Origin of the sequence: Pseudomaricurvus alkylphenolicus (assembly GCF_011683955.1) — a bacterium.
In the GTDB taxonomy this organism is placed as follows: Bacteria; Pseudomonadota; Gammaproteobacteria; order Pseudomonadales; family Cellvibrionaceae; genus Pseudomaricurvus; species Pseudomaricurvus alkylphenolicus.
Window position 1 is genome coordinate 1 of the sequence record NZ_JAAQPI010000002.1, and the last position, 15,912, is coordinate 15,912.

At 54.3% G+C, this 15,912-nt stretch carries 15 protein-coding genes; 6 read left to right on the forward strand and 9 right to left on the reverse strand.

Going from position 1 to position 15,912, the window contains the following annotated elements; translation table 11 throughout:
* Positions 1-559: 559 nt before the first annotated feature.
* Positions 560-1,867: a tyrosine--tRNA ligase gene (gene tyrS, locus HBA55_RS05450; protein WP_166988246.1), complete on the reverse strand. Its 1,308-nt coding sequence runs from the start codon at positions 1,865-1,867 to the stop codon at positions 560-562.
* A 207-nt stretch (positions 1,868-2,074) separates the two neighbouring features.
* Here tyrS and HBA55_RS05455 point away from each other — a divergent pair, with 207 nt between their 5' ends.
* Both HBA55_RS05455 and HBA55_RS05460 read left to right on the forward strand, forming a co-directional pair.
* Positions 2,075-3,430, forward strand: coding sequence for a peptidoglycan DD-metalloendopeptidase family protein (locus HBA55_RS05455; protein WP_240945930.1), 1,356 nt, complete (start codon positions 2,075-2,077; stop codon positions 3,428-3,430).
* A gap of 7 nt (positions 3,431-3,437) precedes the next feature.
* The gene (locus HBA55_RS05460; RefSeq protein ID WP_338109361.1) at positions 3,438-4,544 is read left to right on the forward strand and encodes an anhydro-N-acetylmuramic acid kinase; all 1,107 of its coding nucleotides are present in this window, start codon (positions 3,438-3,440) and stop codon (positions 4,542-4,544) included.
* 27 nt (positions 4,545-4,571) lie between these two features.
* Here HBA55_RS05460 and HBA55_RS05465 read toward each other — a convergent pair whose 3' ends face one another.
* The 5 genes from HBA55_RS05465 to argC all read right to left on the reverse strand — a co-directional run bounded on the left by HBA55_RS05465 (position 4,572) and on the right by argC (position 7,787).
* Entirely contained in the window at positions 4,572-5,027 is a 456-nt protein-coding gene (locus HBA55_RS05465; protein ID WP_166988248.1) for an acyl-CoA transferase, read from the reverse strand.
* A gap of 75 nt (positions 5,028-5,102) precedes the next feature.
* Positions 5,103-5,456 carry an iron-sulfur cluster insertion protein ErpA gene (erpA, locus tag HBA55_RS05470; RefSeq protein ID WP_166988250.1) on the reverse strand — a complete coding sequence of 118 codons (354 nt, stop codon included), beginning with the start codon at positions 5,454-5,456 and terminating at the stop codon, positions 5,103-5,105.
* Between the two features lie 73 nt (positions 5,457-5,529).
* Positions 5,530-5,970: a bactofilin family protein gene (locus tag HBA55_RS05475; protein ID WP_338109362.1), complete on the reverse strand. Its 441-nt coding sequence runs from the start codon at positions 5,968-5,970 to the stop codon at positions 5,530-5,532.
* A 5-nt stretch (positions 5,971-5,975) separates the two neighbouring features.
* Positions 5,976-6,716 carry a DUF6776 family protein gene (locus tag HBA55_RS05480; protein ID WP_166988252.1) on the reverse strand — a complete coding sequence of 247 codons (741 nt, stop codon included), beginning with the start codon at positions 6,714-6,716 and terminating at the stop codon, positions 5,976-5,978.
* 30 nt (positions 6,717-6,746) lie between these two features.
* Positions 6,747-7,787 (reverse strand): N-acetyl-gamma-glutamyl-phosphate reductase, encoded by a 1,041-nt coding sequence (argC, locus tag HBA55_RS05485; protein WP_166988254.1) that lies wholly within the window; start codon positions 7,785-7,787, stop codon positions 6,747-6,749.
* 116 nt (positions 7,788-7,903) lie between these two features.
* On the opposite strand from argC, the gene HBA55_RS05490 reads away from it, so the two are divergent.
* The 4 genes from HBA55_RS05490 to hemL all read left to right on the forward strand — a co-directional run bounded on the left by HBA55_RS05490 (position 7,904) and on the right by hemL (position 12,348).
* Entirely contained in the window at positions 7,904-9,673 is a 1,770-nt protein-coding gene (locus HBA55_RS05490) for a chloride channel protein (protein ID WP_166988255.1), read from the forward strand.
* A 12-nt stretch (positions 9,674-9,685) separates the two neighbouring features.
* Entirely contained in the window at positions 9,686-10,105 is a 420-nt protein-coding gene (gene hemJ, locus HBA55_RS05495) for a protoporphyrinogen oxidase HemJ (RefSeq protein ID WP_166988257.1), read from the forward strand.
* A 70-nt stretch (positions 10,106-10,175) separates the two neighbouring features.
* Positions 10,176-10,982: a bifunctional hydroxymethylpyrimidine kinase/phosphomethylpyrimidine kinase gene (gene thiD / locus HBA55_RS05500; protein ID WP_166988259.1), complete on the forward strand. Its 807-nt coding sequence runs from the start codon at positions 10,176-10,178 to the stop codon at positions 10,980-10,982.
* An 85-nt stretch (positions 10,983-11,067) separates the two neighbouring features.
* Positions 11,068-12,348 carry a glutamate-1-semialdehyde 2,1-aminomutase gene (hemL, locus tag HBA55_RS05505; RefSeq protein ID WP_166988261.1) on the forward strand — a complete coding sequence of 427 codons (1,281 nt, stop codon included), beginning with the start codon at positions 11,068-11,070 and terminating at the stop codon, positions 12,346-12,348.
* Between the two features lie 20 nt (positions 12,349-12,368).
* Here hemL and HBA55_RS05510 read toward each other — a convergent pair whose 3' ends face one another.
* The 3 genes from HBA55_RS05510 to HBA55_RS05520 all read right to left on the reverse strand — a co-directional run bounded on the left by HBA55_RS05510 (position 12,369) and on the right by HBA55_RS05520 (position 15,908).
* Positions 12,369-12,710, reverse strand: a complete 342-nt coding sequence (locus HBA55_RS05510) for a PilZ domain-containing protein (protein WP_166988263.1) — start codon at positions 12,708-12,710, stop codon at positions 12,369-12,371.
* On the reverse strand, positions 12,703-15,207 hold the full coding sequence (locus tag HBA55_RS05515; RefSeq protein ID WP_166988265.1) for a DUF1631 domain-containing protein: 2,505 nt from the start codon (positions 15,205-15,207) through the stop codon (positions 12,703-12,705). The genes HBA55_RS05510 and HBA55_RS05515 overlap by 8 nt, the downstream gene beginning before the upstream one ends.
* A 278-nt stretch (positions 15,208-15,485) precedes the next feature.
* Positions 15,486-15,908, reverse strand: coding sequence for a tetratricopeptide repeat protein (locus tag HBA55_RS05520; RefSeq protein ID WP_166988267.1), 423 nt, complete (start codon positions 15,906-15,908; stop codon positions 15,486-15,488).
* Between the last annotated feature and the right edge of the window lie 4 nt (positions 15,909-15,912).

Consider the following 15,912-nt stretch of genomic DNA (forward strand, 5'->3'; position numbering starts at 1 on the left):
TTGCATGTGTTAGGCCTGCCGCCAGCGTTCAATCTGAGCCATGATCAAACTCTTCAGTTTAAATTTTTCGAAACCTCAATCTCTGATACATCGAGAGAAAGCGGCTTCTAAACTTGGCTCATTCGCTTGAACAAATTACTTCACATAATGAATTAATGAGTTACTTACGAATGATAATTTTGTGTTCGCACTATCATCTCGCAAGCACCCACACGCATTGCTTGATTAACTTTTTAAACAACCAGCGGGATGCTCGATCCGTCGCTGTTTCGGCGAGTTCGCCAGCCTTGCTTTGAAGGCCTCCCTCAACCGTGGGATGCGAATTATACGCATCTTTCAGAGCTTGGCAACCATTTTTTGTCGTTAATTTTTAATGACTTAGATGATTGTTTGAATCCCAAGGCTCTGCGTTGAGAGCGGCGCATTATACAGAGGGGCCTGTTGGGCGCAAGCTGTTTTGTAAAAAAATTACCGAATCTGAGTAGCCGCCCACTGAAAACCAAAAAAGCCCGCTATAAGCGGGCTTTTTGCATGAGTCAAGACTATCTGAAAGAAGCCTTTAGGCTGACCTCTTAAGCAGATGGTTCTTCTTTTTGCCAAGCTTGACCAGGTAAAACCGACCATAGAGCGCCTTGTCGGCAGCAAAGACTTCGTGGGCCTTCATATTGTCTTCTGCTCCTTTGGCCTCACCATTCACCCAAACCGCCTGGCGACCCAGCGCATCTTTCACTTCCCGGCCAGCCTTTACCATACCCGCATCCGTGAGTAGCGAGGTCATGGGGATTTGCTCCAGCCCCTCTGGCAACTCGGTACAGGGCAGACCATCCAAAGCCAATTGCTCAAGATCTGCCTCACTGAGATCACTGAAAGATCCACTGAACATAGCATGGGTAATACGCTCAGCAGCCTCCAACCCCTCTTCACCGTGAATCAGACGCGTGACTTCCCGGGCCAGAACACCCTGAGCCTGAGGACGCCCCTGAGCCGCCTGATCCTCTGCCTCTATAGAGGCTATTTCCTCAACACTTAAGAAAGTGAAATATCTGAGGAATTTGTACACATCCGCATCGGCGGTATTCAGCCAGAACTGATAAAAAGCATAAGGGGAGGTCTTGGCAGCATCCAGCCAAATGGTACCGCTCTCCGTCTTACCAAACTTGGTTCCATCAGACTTGGTCACCAAAGGCAGGGTGAGTCCAAATACATGGCCGCCATGCATCTTACGGGTGAGATCGACACCACCGACGATATTGCCCCACTGGTCCGATCCACCGATCTGAAGTGTGCAGTCATTGCGCTTATACAGCTCGGAAAAATCGTACGACTGCAACAACATGTAGGTAAATTCAGTGAAAGAGATGCCCGCTCCTTCACGATCAATCCGCTGCTTGACGGACTCTTTATTGATCATATTGTTGACTGAGAAGTGCTTGCCAACGTCCCTGAGGAAATCCAGCACATTCAAATTGGCAGTCCAATCCAGATTATTGACCACCTCGGCGCCATTGCCAGGGAGATCAAAATCGATGAAACGCGATACCTGATCCCGGATTTTTCCCACCCAGCTGGCAACAACATCCGGAGTATTCAGCTTGCGCTCCTGAGCCTTGAAACTGGGATCGCCAATAAGGCCTGTCGCCCCTCCCACCAGAGCAATTGGCTTATGCCCCGCCAACTGGAAACGCTTTAATGTCAGTAAGGGCACCAGACTACCGATATGGAGGCTGTCAGCGGTGGGGTCAAACCCGCAATAAAGGGTACGGGAACCATCAGCCAGGTAAGATTCCAACGCGTCATCTCCGGTCATTTGGGCAATCAGCCCCCGCGCTTGCAAATCCTGAATTAAATTGCCATCGACACTGGACATCTCAATCACACCTTATCTATCTAGCACCTGGAAAAAGGCTGCACCATACCGAATCCAGGCGTAAAAACAAGCTCTACAGCTCTCTGCCTTATAGACGATAGTCCTCTCGCCCCGGAAAGGCCACGGGGATGTAGCAGTAGATGCCTTCAGGCGACATTTCTGATATAAGAGTACGGCTACCGAAGATTTGATGAATGCGTCAGCTTTATGATGGAACCCCCTGAAAAACAAAAGAAAAGCCCAATCATGGAGCTGCTGCAACGATTCCCCAAACGGCACCTGGTTACTACCGCTGTGCTGGTGATAGCGCTGGTGGGTATGCTCTTGCTGCCGGGCAAGGATGATATTGAGCCTCAGCGCCAGTCCCGGCCAATCAGCATTGACATCCAGGAAGATGTTAAAGCCCTCATGCCGGAAGTAACTGAACCTGTGACCGCCGAGATCGTACCCCAGGTCGAATGGCACCGTGAAACGGTGCGCTCGGGTGATAACTTGTCATTGATTTTCCAAAGGGCCGGACTCACCGACCGTGACCTGCTGGAATTTATGAAGGGTCATAATGAGAGCAAAAAGCTCAAACGCATCCATCCAGGCCATGAGCTGGAGTTTCATATCGAAGATAAACAGCTGCTGGCCCTGAGGTATCGCGAAAACCGCCTGAACAGTCATCTGTTTAACCGCACTGCCAAACGCACTTTCGAATACGAAAAAGAGACCCGCCAACCCGATGTGCAGTCCGCTTACAGAGAGGCGGTTATACATGACTCTCTTTTCCTGGCCGGGCAAAAAGTGCAAATGGACGCCGATCTGATTATGGAGCTGGCCAACATCTTTGGGTGGGATATTGATTTCGGTCTGGATATCCGCAAGGGCGATCACTTTAAGGTGTTGTTTGAAGAGCGCTTCCTGGATGGTGAGAAAATTGGCAATGGCAATATCCTTGCCGCGGAGTTCACCAATCAGAAAACCACCTTCCGTGCGGTCAGGTACGAAGATAATAAAGGCAACACCCACTATTACACCCCGGAAGGCAAGAGCATGCGTAAGGCATTCCTGCGAGCACCGCTGGATTTTCGTCGCATAAGCTCTAATTTTAATCCTCGACGCATTCACCCGAAATTCAAAACAGTCCGCCCCCACCGTGGCACTGACTACGCGGCCTCAAGAGGCACGCCGGTTTGGGCATCTGGCGACGGCAAAGTCATTACGTCATCCTACACGAAGGCCAATGGTAACTATGTCGTCATCCAACACGGCAATAATGTTCAGACAAAGTACCTTCACCTTCACAAGCGCAAGGTCAAAACCGGCCAAAGAGTGAGACAGAAGCAGCTGATCGGCACTGTAGGGTCTACCGGGTATTCTACCGGCCCGCACCTCCACTACGAGTTTTTGCTCAACGGCGTGCACCGCAATCCCCGCACTATTCTGCAAAAACTGCCAAAAGCCAAGTCAATAGCCAAAGCCGAGACCGAGCGCTTTAGGGCGGCAACCCAGCCTCTTCTGGAGGCCATGGAGCAACAGCATCAGCAACGCTTGCTGGCCCGCGCCGGAACGGAGTAAACAGACTGTGAGTGAAATCTATATCGGCTTAATGTCGGGAACCAGCGCAGACGGCATTGACGCCGTTGCCCTTGAGTGGAATGAGGGCAAGATACGGATACTTGGCCATTTGGAGCACAGTTACGCTCCCGAACTGAGACAAGACATCGTTGAACTTTGCCAGCCCGGCCCCAATGAAGTGCAGCGACTCGGGCAGCTCGACCACCGCTTGGGACTGGCATTCGCTGATACGGCGCTGAAATTGATAGAAAAGCTGAGACTGAAACCCAGTGAAATTACCGCCATTGGCAGCCACGGCCAAACCGTGAGACACCAGCCCCCGGGCAGTCTGGATTTTCCCTTCACCCTGCAGATTGGCGACCCTAATATCATTGCTGAACGCACGGGCATTACCACCGTCAGTGATTTCCGACGCAGGGACATGGCGGTTGGCGGGCAGGGCGCTCCCCTCGCCCCGGCATTTCACCAAGCTGCCTTTGGCAACAGCAGCGAGGTTCGTGTGATCGTAAACCTGGGTGGGATCGCCAACATCACCGTACTGCGCCCTGGTCATGATACGCTCGGATTCGACACCGGGCCGGCGAACGTGCTTCTGGATAGTTGGATTCAGCGTCACCGCAGCCTGCCCTACGACAAAGACGGACACTGGGCGAGCACCGGGATATTCCAGTCCGAGCTGCTGGAGATACTGCTGCAGCATAGCTACTTCCGCAAAGATCCCCCCAAGAGTACCGGACGGGAGGATTTCCATTTGGACTGGCTGGATCAGCAGTTGGAAATTCTGCCCCCCTTAAAACCTGCGGATGTTCAGGCAACCCTGGTAGAGCTGACTGCAATCAGCGTGTCCCGGGATATCGAAGATCACGCACATGACTGCAAGGCCATCTACTTGTGTGGTGGAGGTGCAAACAATCCATTACTGAGGGAGGGTATTGAGCAACACAGTGGCATCGGCACCTATACCACCACTGAGCTGGGTATTGATCCGCAACAGGTGGAAGGTGCGGCATTTGCCTGGCTGGCGCACCAGGCATTACAGCGACTGCCCGGTAACTCCCCCTCCACCACCGGGGCCGACAAGGCGGTTATATTGGGAGGAATCTACCCGGCGTGAGCGCCAGAAACCGACATAGCTGGAGCTTTAGAAATAAACATAATCAAGCTCGTCGATCAGCCTGTTTACCTCATCAGGTCCAAAAGGCACTGTGCTGATAAAGGGATAGAGTTCACTGCGATCGCGACCCAGCACCCCCATACGCGTTTCACAAACACGGATATCCACAACCCTGAACGCGCTCAGCTTGGCTGCCAGGTCCACCAGCTCCCGATTCTCAAGATAACTCTGACGAAAAAAAACAGCCACTTCGGGGCCATGCACCACCAGGGTTGCCGGGGGCAACATGCCCTGAAAACGCCCCTCCATAAAGAGAGTTTCCGCGCGTTTGAGAGCCTGAAGCAATTCCTGTGGGGTATTGAGTTCGATACGAGCCAGATAGCCGGGGGCTACCGGCAACTCAATGGCATCTTCCCCTTCAGTCGCCAGGACGCTGGAGCCCAGCAGGCATAGCCAAAGGGTAAACAGTGTGATGAGGCGCAATGATCTCTCCTTAGGGGCGTCAGTCACCGCCGGATAATAACCGGACTCTACCAAGCGACGACAGGCGAGAAAAGATCAGACCGAAAAAGAGGAACCGCAGCCGCAGGTGGAGCTGGCGTTAGGGTTTTGAACCAAAAACCGTGACCCCTGCAGCCCTTCTTCGTAATCCACCTCTGACCCGACGAGGAATGGGTAGCTCATGGCATCGACCAGAACGGTGATGCCTCCCTGTTCGATACAGGCATCGTCCTCTGCGACCAATTCGTCGAAAGTAAATCCATATTGAAAGCCGGAGCAGCCGCCACCCGTAACGAACACCCTGAGCTTGAGCTCATCATTGGCTTCTTCTTCCACCAGGGATTTCACCTTGGCAACCGCGCTGTCAGTAATCTGGAGGGTTTGAGGGGTAAAGGTTTCCGGCGTCGACATCTATAGCTCCGAGCTGCAATAAACACAAAAGTGCAGTACTTGCCCGCATTATCCCTTTACCCCAGTAAAACAGTCAAGTATTGCCTTTGGCCAGATCTTCATCCTGTGAATCGACAACGAGCGGCTTCTGGCTGGCCACCTTGGGTGATTCACCGCTATAGACCAGACTGCCGTTCACCTGCGCGCCTTTTACCATTTCAATCATGTTGTAGTGCACATTGCCCTGAACCGCAGCTTTGGCCGCCAGCTCAACATGCTTGCTGGAGTGGACATCGCCATTGACCGTGCCATTGATCACGATGGTCGGTACACAGATCTCGCCCTCAACCATGCCTTTTTCCATGATTCTCACACGTGCATCGGCCCCCTCTTCAGCGCGGATATTACCCCTCACCCGACCTTCCACTTCGAGATTGCCACTGAAGTGGATATCACCAATCATCTCAGTGGATTTTGATATCAATGTGGTGCTGCCCGACGCAAAGGACAGTGATTTATCTTTCTTAGTCAACACTGGCGTTAACCCTCCTGAACCAACCAGCCAAATTTCTTTTCAACGACCACAGCCTGTTTGCCAGTGGATCTCGCGACCAGCTCGATCCTCACCGGCTCAAACTCCTCGGGCAATTGCAGACGCCCCTCCAATGTTTGGAAATACTTGAATCTGAGCTTGATGTTTTCCTGTGCAACACTGTCGGACAAGTCCTTCAGTGGCAGCGTCACCATTTTTTCCCGCTGTCGCCCCACGACATTAAACTTGAGCGAGCCGTTCAACAACGTATGTCGCGTGGCCAGTTGTTGAACAATAAGCTTGTACTCGTACTGGCGGGGTACACCCGTAGAGAGAACATCCAGCGAGCCAATCGTCAGTCCTCGCTGATTGTCACTTGGCGCCATCAGACTGCGGTAGAAACTGATGTCTTCCTGCAACTGGGCGATACGAGACTTAAGCTCCATCACCTCGGTTCGAACACCCTCGCTGGCCTTGCGATCAACCTGTGACCCCAACTCCAGGTTGGCTACCTGCTGCCGCAGCTCGTCAATCTGCTCGCCGCGGGAAACAACCTCTACCCGAAGTGTATCGCGCTCTTCCACGGCCTGAAGATAGGCCTGCCGGGCACTGGTGCCCCCGTACCAATAGCTCAATGCGGCGACAAACACAATGCTGGCGGCGATAGCAAAAACCAGTGCATAGCGCCGCCCCGGATGATAGGCGACAACCTTCATCTCATATTGTTTGCTGCCTTTTACGGCGGTCATAAGATGTCCTGTTCGTAACTGATAACCGACCTAAGGCAGGATGGCCACCTGATTCAAACCCGTGGTTTCGTTGAGGCCAAACATGATATTCATGTTCTGCACCGCCTGCCCGGACGCACCCTTGGTGAGATTGTCAATAACCGACAGGACCACAACTTTACCGCGCTGCTGAGGTTCAAAGACCGAAATCCTGCAGGTGTTTACACTTTTAACCGTGCGCGTCTGAGGATGGCTGCCCGCCGGCAAAACATCCACAAAAGGCTCATCGCGATAGCGCTCTTCAAACAGCGCTTGCAGGTCAGCGGCCGAATCCGTCAATGTGGCATAGAGCGTGGCATGGATACCACGGATCATTGGCAGCAGGTGAGGCACAAAGGTCACCTTGGCGGGAGTCGCTTCTGTTGACTGAACATCGCGCAAGCCCTGTTCAATCTCCGGCAGATGACGGTGGCCGCCACAGGCATAAGCCTTAAAGCTGTCAGAAACCTCGCTCATCAGATTGTCGATCTTGCCCTGACGGCCGGCCCCACTGACCCCCGATGCCGCATTGGCTATCAGGTCTCCGGGGTCAACCAGGTTCTTCTCCAGCAGGGGAATAAAGCCAAGTTGTGTCGCTGTGGGATAGCACCCTGGGCAAGCTACCAATTGCGCGCTGCGAATCGCCTCACGATTCACCTCCGGCAAACCATAGACCGCTTGTTCGATCAACTCAGGGCAACCGTGCTCCTGGCCATACCACATTTCCCACACACCCTGATTGCGGATGCGGAAATCGGCGGAAAGGTCGATAACCCGCACACCCCGACTGATAAGCTCCGGCATCATGGCCTGAGCGACACCATGAGGCGTGGCAAAAAACACCACATCGCAGCTCACCAGCTCAGCGACATCCGGAACGGTAAACTCCAGGTCCAGAAAACCGCGCAGGCTGGGGTAGAGCTCGTCGACCCGGACACCGCTTTCGGCGCGGGAGGTAATCACGCGCACCTCGGCCTCTGGGTGATTGACCAACAACCTCAATAACTCAACACCGGTGTAACCGGTGCCGCCAACAATACCAACCTGAATCACGGCCTTATCTCCAAACAGCAGTGTATTTACACAAAAAATAGCCGTGTCATCACGGCAATCCGCTAGTTTAGCGCAACAGATTGCATAAGCAACGCATCGCTCTTAAGATTTCGCCCATGCCATCATCCAAGCCCACAGAAAATTCGACCCGCCAGCTGCCTCAAAAAGGGCAATTGCTGCTGGACAACCTGCGCCATCAACTGGCTCACCTGGATGCGCTCCCCCAATTGACACTGCTGGGTCTGATCAGCGGTCTTGCGGCGGCGGGCATCATTGTGGCCTTCAGGCTCGCGGTGGACCTGCCCCTGGCCCAGATATTTGGCAGTCACAGCGAAGACTTTGAATCCCTCCCCCGTCACTGGCACTTTTTGCTGCCCGTAATCGGTGCTCTGCTGCTGGGTATCATCTGGCAATTGGTTCCTCCAACCAACCGGCAGGTCAGTGTCGGGCACGTACTCGAACGGCTCCATAATCACCAGGGACGCATGCCGGCCGCCAATTGGCTGTTGCAGTTTTGCGGCGGCATTATCGCCTTGTTGAGCGGTCAGTCCGTTGGGCGCGAGGGGCCTGCGGTGCACCTCGGTGCCGGTGCTGCCAGCCAGTTAGGGCAGTGGTTAAAATTGCCGAACAACTGCCTCAGAACCCTAATCGGCTGCGGCGTTGCCTCCGCCATTGCCGCCTCATTTAACACTCCCATGGCGGGTGTTATTTTTGCCATGGAAGTGGTGTTGATGGAATACACCATTATCGGGTTTATTCCGGTGATGCTGGCTTCTGTGAGCGGCGCCGTCATAGCCCAGTTGGTTTTTGGCCAGCAACCCGCGTTTTCCATCATCCCCATTCAGATGAATGCGCTGTGGGAGCTGCCGTTGATCGCGCTCAGCGGCATTGTCATTGCCCTGTTCGCGGCAGTATTTATTCGCCTGCAGTTGCTGTTTAATCGGCTCCAAGGCTGGCCCGTAGCATTACGTCTGACACTGGCGGGCATGGTCACTGGAACACTCGCCTGGTGGTTTCCTCAGATTCTGGGGGTCGGCTACGACACCATCGAAGCAACGATGGAGGGGCAGCTGGGCATTCACCTGCTGCTCGGCATACTCTTCGCCAAGCTCCTGGCCACCTCCGTCAGTGGCGGACTGGGTATGCCAGGAGGCTTGATCGGTCCAATGCTGTACCTTGGAGCAGTGCTTGGTGCCTGCATCGGTATTGCGGCCAGTGTGTTGCTCCCGGAAAGTGGGGCCAACCCCAGCTTTTATGTGCTGCTGGGTATGGGAGCCATGATGGCCGCGGTGATCAACGCTCCCCTGGCCGCATTGATCACCGTGTTCGAGTTGACCCAGAACCCTCACACGGTCTTTCCAACGATGTTGATCATTGTGGTGGCCGTGCTGACGACCCGGCAACTGTTTCGCTGCGAAGGTATCTTTGTGGCCCAGCTGGAAGCCAATGGTTTTAACCTTTCCAGCGGCCCCATTCGACGCGCTCTGGACAGGGTCGGAGTGCGCAGCGTCATGGAGACGGAGTTTCACCGATGTGTTCATCGCTTAACCGTTAAACAGCTGCAGTTGCACCTGCAACAACACCCCCGCTGGCTGGTGATCGACGAGCAGGGCAAAGACAAGGTTTTGCTGGCGGCGGCGGATGTCTCTTCATTTCTCGATACCGAATCCTTAAGTGAAGAGGACGAAGTAAACCTTTTGGACATTCCCGGACGTCAGTGGAGCCTGTTACCCATCGACCAACAGGCCAGCCTCTACGAAGCGCAACAATTGCTAAACACCCTCAAGGCCGACGCGCTTTATGTTGAGCGCCAGGCATCGCCGCTATTGTCACCTGTGGTAGGCATCTTGACCCAGGAACACATTGATCACTATTACCGCGCCTGACGACTGACACCTATGCTCTGGATAAAAGCCTTTCACGTTATCTTTATGGTTTGCTGGTTCGCCGGCATCTTTTACCTGCCCCGCCTGTTCGTCAATCACGCCATGGCGACAGACACCACAGTACGGGACCAGTTGGCGCTGATGGAGCGAAAACTCTACCGATTTATCACCCCCTTTATGGTACTGACCATCGGATTGGGGCTGTGGCTGGCCAGCTATAACTGGAGCTACTTTTTCAATTCAGGCTGGTTTATCACCAAAATCTGCCTGGTCTTTCTATTGGTGATTTATCACTTTTATTGCGGTCGTTGTATCGAGCGCCTGGACAGCGGTGAGGACCAGCGCGGTCACGTATTTTACCGGGTGTTCAATGAGCTGCCGGTATTGATTTTGTTCGCGGTGGTCATTCTGGTGGTGGTGCGTCCTTTTTAGCCCTCGGCAAGACAAATTCCAAGCCTGTGTTAGACTCAAGTAGGCGGGTTGAAACCAGGAAGGAAGGGCAATGGCGGAATTCGATGCGGCAACACCGGTAATAATGAGCTTCTCCAGCTTTGACCCCTCGGGCAGCTCGGGGATACAGGCCGATATTGAGTGTGCGGCCAGCCTTGGCTGTCACTGCACCCCCATCATTTCAACCCTCTGCGCCAAAGACACCAACGACACCAAGGAAATCATTCCAGTAGACGCCGGCCTTCTGATCGAGCAGGCCCGAGCGATACTGGAGGACATGCAGATCAAAGCCATCAAGATCGGCTTTTTGGGCAGCGTGGAGAATGTTGAGGCCGTCCATTCTATCTTGCGCGATTATCCCAGCATCCCCGTGGTTCTGGATCCTGTCACCAGCGTCTGCAACAGCGAGTTGATGGATGCTCCCAACGTGGTCAGAGCCACCGAAAACCTGTTGCTCCCCATGGCGTTAGTGGCCACACCAGACCTGGTGGAAGCCCATGAATTGGCTCAGCAGGGTGACACCATAGAAGCCTGTGCCCAGGAAATTCTGGAAACCGGCTGCGAATACCTATTGATCAGCGGCGCCAAACGAACTCACGACAGCTATGAAAATCACCTCTACAGCAAACAGGGGCTGGTCAGAAGCTACCCTTGGGAGCGTTTAAAGGTGTTCTCTCACGGCTGTGGCGCCACTCTGGCCGCCAGCATCACCTGCTATCTGGGCCACGGATTACGAACGGAAGAGGCGGTGGAACAGGGTCAGAAGTTCACCTGGCAATGTCTGGCCCACAGCCGCCGATTGGGCATGGGCAAACGCATCCCCAATCGTTTTTTCTGGACAGACCAGAACAAGCGTTAGCCCCAAGCCGCCCACGACAGCCTTACAATTCCGCCCCGGCTTAGGGATAATGCCCCCTTTGCCACGGCTAGTGTAAGGACCCGCAATGAACCGCTCAGAAGAACTTTTTCAACAAGCCCAACAGCACATTCCCGGTGGCGTCAACTCGCCGGTGCGGGCATTTAAAGCCGTGGGCGGCACGCCGGTATTTTTTGAACGCGCCGCCGGCGCTTACCTCTACGATGCAGACGACCGCCGCTATGTGGATTATGTGCTGTCCTGGGGACCGATGATTTTGGGTCACGCCCATCCGCTGGTTATCCAGGCGGTTACCGAAAAGGCCCAACAGGGGCTGAGCTTTGGAGCACCGACAGCGATTGAAACAGTGCTGGCTGACCGTTTGTGTGAACTCATGCCAGGCATGGATCTGGTTCGCTTCGTGAACTCGGGTACAGAAGCCACGATGAGTGCCATTCGTCTGGCTCGTGGCTATACCGGCCGCGACAAGATCATCAAATTTGAAGGCTGCTATCACGGCCACTCCGATTCTCTGCTGGTGAAGGCCGGCTCCGGCGCACTGACCCTGGGAGTACCAAGTTCCCCCGGCGTACCCGCGGCTCTGGCGGACCACACCATCACTCTCACCTACAATGATATCGCTTCTGTCGAAGAAACCTTTGCCAAACTCGGGGAAGAAATCGCAGGTGTCATTGTTGAGCCCGTCGCCGGCAATATGAACTGCGTGCCCCCCATCCCTGGATTTCTGGAGTGCCTGCGCAAAGAATGCGACAAATCAGGCGCAGTGCTGATCATCGATGAGGTAATGACCGGTTTTCGCGTCAGTCACACGGGAGCGCAAGGCCATTACGGCGTCGAAGCTGACCTGACAACCCTGGGCAAAGTCATGGGTGGTGGCATGCCCGTTGGGGCATTTGGAGGCAAGAAGGAAATCATGTCCAGGATTGCCCCGCTGGGGCCGGTTTACCAGGCAGGAACACTGTCGGGGAATCCTGTGGCCATGGCCGCGGGCCTCAAAACGCTGGAATTGATCTCTGCGAATGGCTTCTATGAGCCACTGTTTGCCCGCACAGATGCGTTGATCCAGGGTTTACGGGACAGAGCCAACAAGCACGGAATTCCTTTCACCAGTAACCATGTGGGCACGATGTTTGGCTTTTTCTTTACCGAGGAAGCCCAGATCACCAACTACCAACAGGTGATGGATTGCAATACCGAGCGTTTTAACCAGTTCTTCCACGGTATGCTGGAACAAGGGGTTTACCTGGCGCCAGCCTCCTATGAAGCCGGATTTATGTCAGCCGCTCATAGCGATGAGGATATCGACTTTACCCTGGAAGCAGCCGACAAGGTGATGGCAACCCTTTAAAATCAAAAGGTTAGCGTTAATCAGTCAGCCAACTGACTGATTAACTGCTGAATCTGCTGGCGAGCGATGTCTGAGATTGAGATGATCTGGTACCCCGACCAGCACATGGTCGATTCTTCTGACTGCCTCGCCCACAGGCAATCGACGCCGATCTGTATGGGGTCTCCATCAGGGGGTTGAATCTCAAACTGATAGACGTGGTCGGCGTCTATGGACACCTCTCCCATCATCATCAAGCCCTCTTCGTGGATATTTACCAGGCGCCCCAGACAAAGTCCCCGGCTGACGTCAAAGACCTCCACCGAGGCCGAGAGACTGTGGCGCTTCAGACGTCGCTGATTTTCCGCACTTGTATCATTCATGTTGCGCTCCTTCATCACCTTGTGCGGATTGCCCACTGTCCATATCAACGGCCTGCTCATTCAGGCTTTGAAAAATATTCTCCAACGCCCTTTCAAAGAAGGGTTTGGAGCTGCCGGCGATGACCTTGACCCGATGTGCCAACATATCCCGTGCCAGCTCCAACCCGGATTTCATCGCCACTTTTTTACCCATCTGGTCGACCAGCATGTAATACAGGGTTTTGGAGTTATACCAGGCAACCTTTAGCCGTTTGCCGCCCTCAAACTCAAACCAGGTCCCAAACTCAATCATTTTCAAGTGTTCGACCATGCGCAGCTCTTCGGGCGTGGGCTGATCTTCGGGGGCCACAGCATGTCCCGCCTTTTCGGCAGCCATGGCCTCAAGCTTGTCTCGCATGGGGGCCGGGGCAGGCTCAACCTGTTTACTTTGCAGAGCCATTTTTTGCAATGAGAACAACGCCTCAAGCAGCTTTTTACCCTTCGCCTGGTCGTAACCAATGGTTTCGAAACCACTTTCCAGTGCCGCCAGCAATTCATCCAGCATTTCCAGCTGCCGGGTTTTGTCATTATTCCGCTCTTTCGGCTCGATACTCCAGAGAACATCATCAATGACCTGAACAGCTCGCTGCCAGCTGTCCGACTCATCACCGTAACGCAATAGCAGAAACGCCATGTAGTCCGACCAAGGTTGCAGGAGCATCAACAACACCGCTGAAGGCAGTTCGCGGCCGTCAGTGCGCTCGCGCACCACTTGGTTAACGCGCACTTTCACTTCACGCAGTTTTTCCTCTCCCTGGACTTTTTCCATTGCCCGGCGTTCCATCAGCTCCTGGCGGCGGGAGATCTTTTTGGTATAGCCACTGAATTCCAATAGCAGCTCTGCGAACAGCCGGACATCGTTGCGAAATTCATCCAGCACCCTGGAGACCATAGCCTGAATTTTTTCAAAAATGTCGTATTGGCTGCTACCGTCATTACTGACCCATTTGACGCCGGCTTCAGCCATATTATTGAGGAGCAAACGGGCCGGGTGCTCGGTTTGCTCAAAGAAATCCTTGTCGATAAAGGCGATTTTCAAGAATGGGGTGTGCAAATAACTCAGCAGTGCTTTGACCGAGTCGGGCAGATTGTCATCGGACAACATATAGTCAAACAGCATGCCCACCAATTCAATGGTATGCATGTCGTTAGGCCCCATTTCATGCGGCTCTGCTTCGCTGCTGGATTCTTTTAATTCTTCGGTCAGTTGGCTCCCCACTACCAACACACTTTGCGGCTGGATTTCACCCGCCGAGGCTACCGTGAGCTGTTGCACAGGCACCACTGCGTGGCCCTGTATGTTTTGTAGTGCGCCGACGAGCTGTTGATTGCTGAAGGGAGTGGCCCCGGCGATGGGAGCGATTGGAGCACCCGGAATGCCCACTTGTCCCGGCGCCTGGGGGTCCATAGGGATTGACTCTCCCGCCGGAGAAGGCACTGAACCGCCCGGGGCCGGCCCCGCGGACGGGGACAGCGTTCCCGCTCCGCTATAGCCAGTAGGGCCCATGCGCCCCAAGTGCGACTGCAAGGTTCGAATGGCATCCAGCAGATGCCCTTGATATTGCGCCGAAGGAAGACTGCTATCGGGGCAGGGCATATAACCCCGCCGCGTTTGTGGGACCATCCCCGGAAGCTCCACCTCGTTGACCGCATCAACGTCAGGCTGGGGCAGCGGCGGCTGGTCGCCAGACTCCATCGCCGAGCTGTTCCAGTCCTCAAACGGGACTTCCTCCACATGGGCTACCGGAGGGGCATCGTTGGTCGCCGGGCGGTAGTGCAGATCGGGCAAAATGCCCTTTTTACTCAGGGAGGCATTAAGTTCTTCAAGCACGTCGGCTAACTGCGACACCACCACGCGATCAAAAACTTTATAGGCAATGATTTTGGTTTTTGTATTCAGCGACGCTCGCTTCAGGGCCTTGCGTAAGGATTCGCAGTACTGGACCGGGCCCGCCGGATTACCCCGGTCATCGACTTTGCGGCCGCCGTTCAAAACGGCAAAGCGCTGATTCAGCGCCCAAAGGCTTTCGGAATAATGATTTTCCGCCCGATGGGTAATGGAAGTGATGGCGATCGTCTCTTCCAGGTCTTCGTTATCCACAAGGGAGAGCATATCACCCTGATACTTCTCTTCTCCCGTGCTGGTCGCCAGCTCCTGCTTCTTGAATTTGATAAAGCATTCGCCGAGATAGCCATTGAAGTAGCGAAGGATTTCCTGACGGTTCTGCTGCAACAGTTTCAGCTGTTCAAACAGCTCGGACTGCTCCTGATTGCTGCGGGCATGGTCGGCCTGCTCAATCAGCTGCTCATCCAGCTCTTTGGCAAACTTTTCAATACGATTTTTGACCTGGCTCAGTACAATGGCCTGGCAAGCCTTCAGATGCTCGACGATGACTTCGTCGGTCAGGCCCCTGACTAGAGGTGGTGATTCCGGTTCTGGAGTACCCAATTTGCTCATACGCTTCCGAATTTTATCCTTCACTTCCTTGATCGTCTTATCCGGGCCAGATACATCGGGCGGCTCAGCCCTTGGCGGCAGGTTTCCCCTCCTGCCCTTGCTACGCAATCCGGACGGCTACACCACAGTGGCCTTCGAAATCTCACCACTTGCATACTAACTAATAGTAGCACTGCTGCCCACAAGGTCACAAAACTCTACCGTTCAGAAACGCACCGCCGGTCTGTGCCAGCGACCGCTGGCGCGGTAATTGCCTGTTTTCCATAGCTTGGCGGTGCTTATTGCAGACTTTGGAGCAACTCCCTGGCGCCATGGCAATCTGAGCGACAGAATCGAACCGCCTGGCGGGCAAATTTCAGAGCTTGTTGGCGGTCTCCAAGACCTAAATGACTTTCTGCCAATATTCGATAAGATTCCCAATGACGGCGATCCATCCGCAATCCGCGCTCCGCCAGGCTGATAGCGCGCTGGTATTGACCATCTATCAGGTGCTCCCTGGCCTGCTGTGTCACGGCCTCGATAGCTGCCCGGGCCGGTGGGGGCGATGGCGGAGCCGGGCTTTCGGTACTGCGAGTCACCGTCGGCGTTGCCGTAGCCGGAGACTGCGGAGGTTTACTAACCGGCGCCGCACAGCCCGCCAGTGTTAATATCAGCAAAAGCCCAACGGCTCGCAGAGGGAATGAAGTGTCTTGCAAACACATTGAT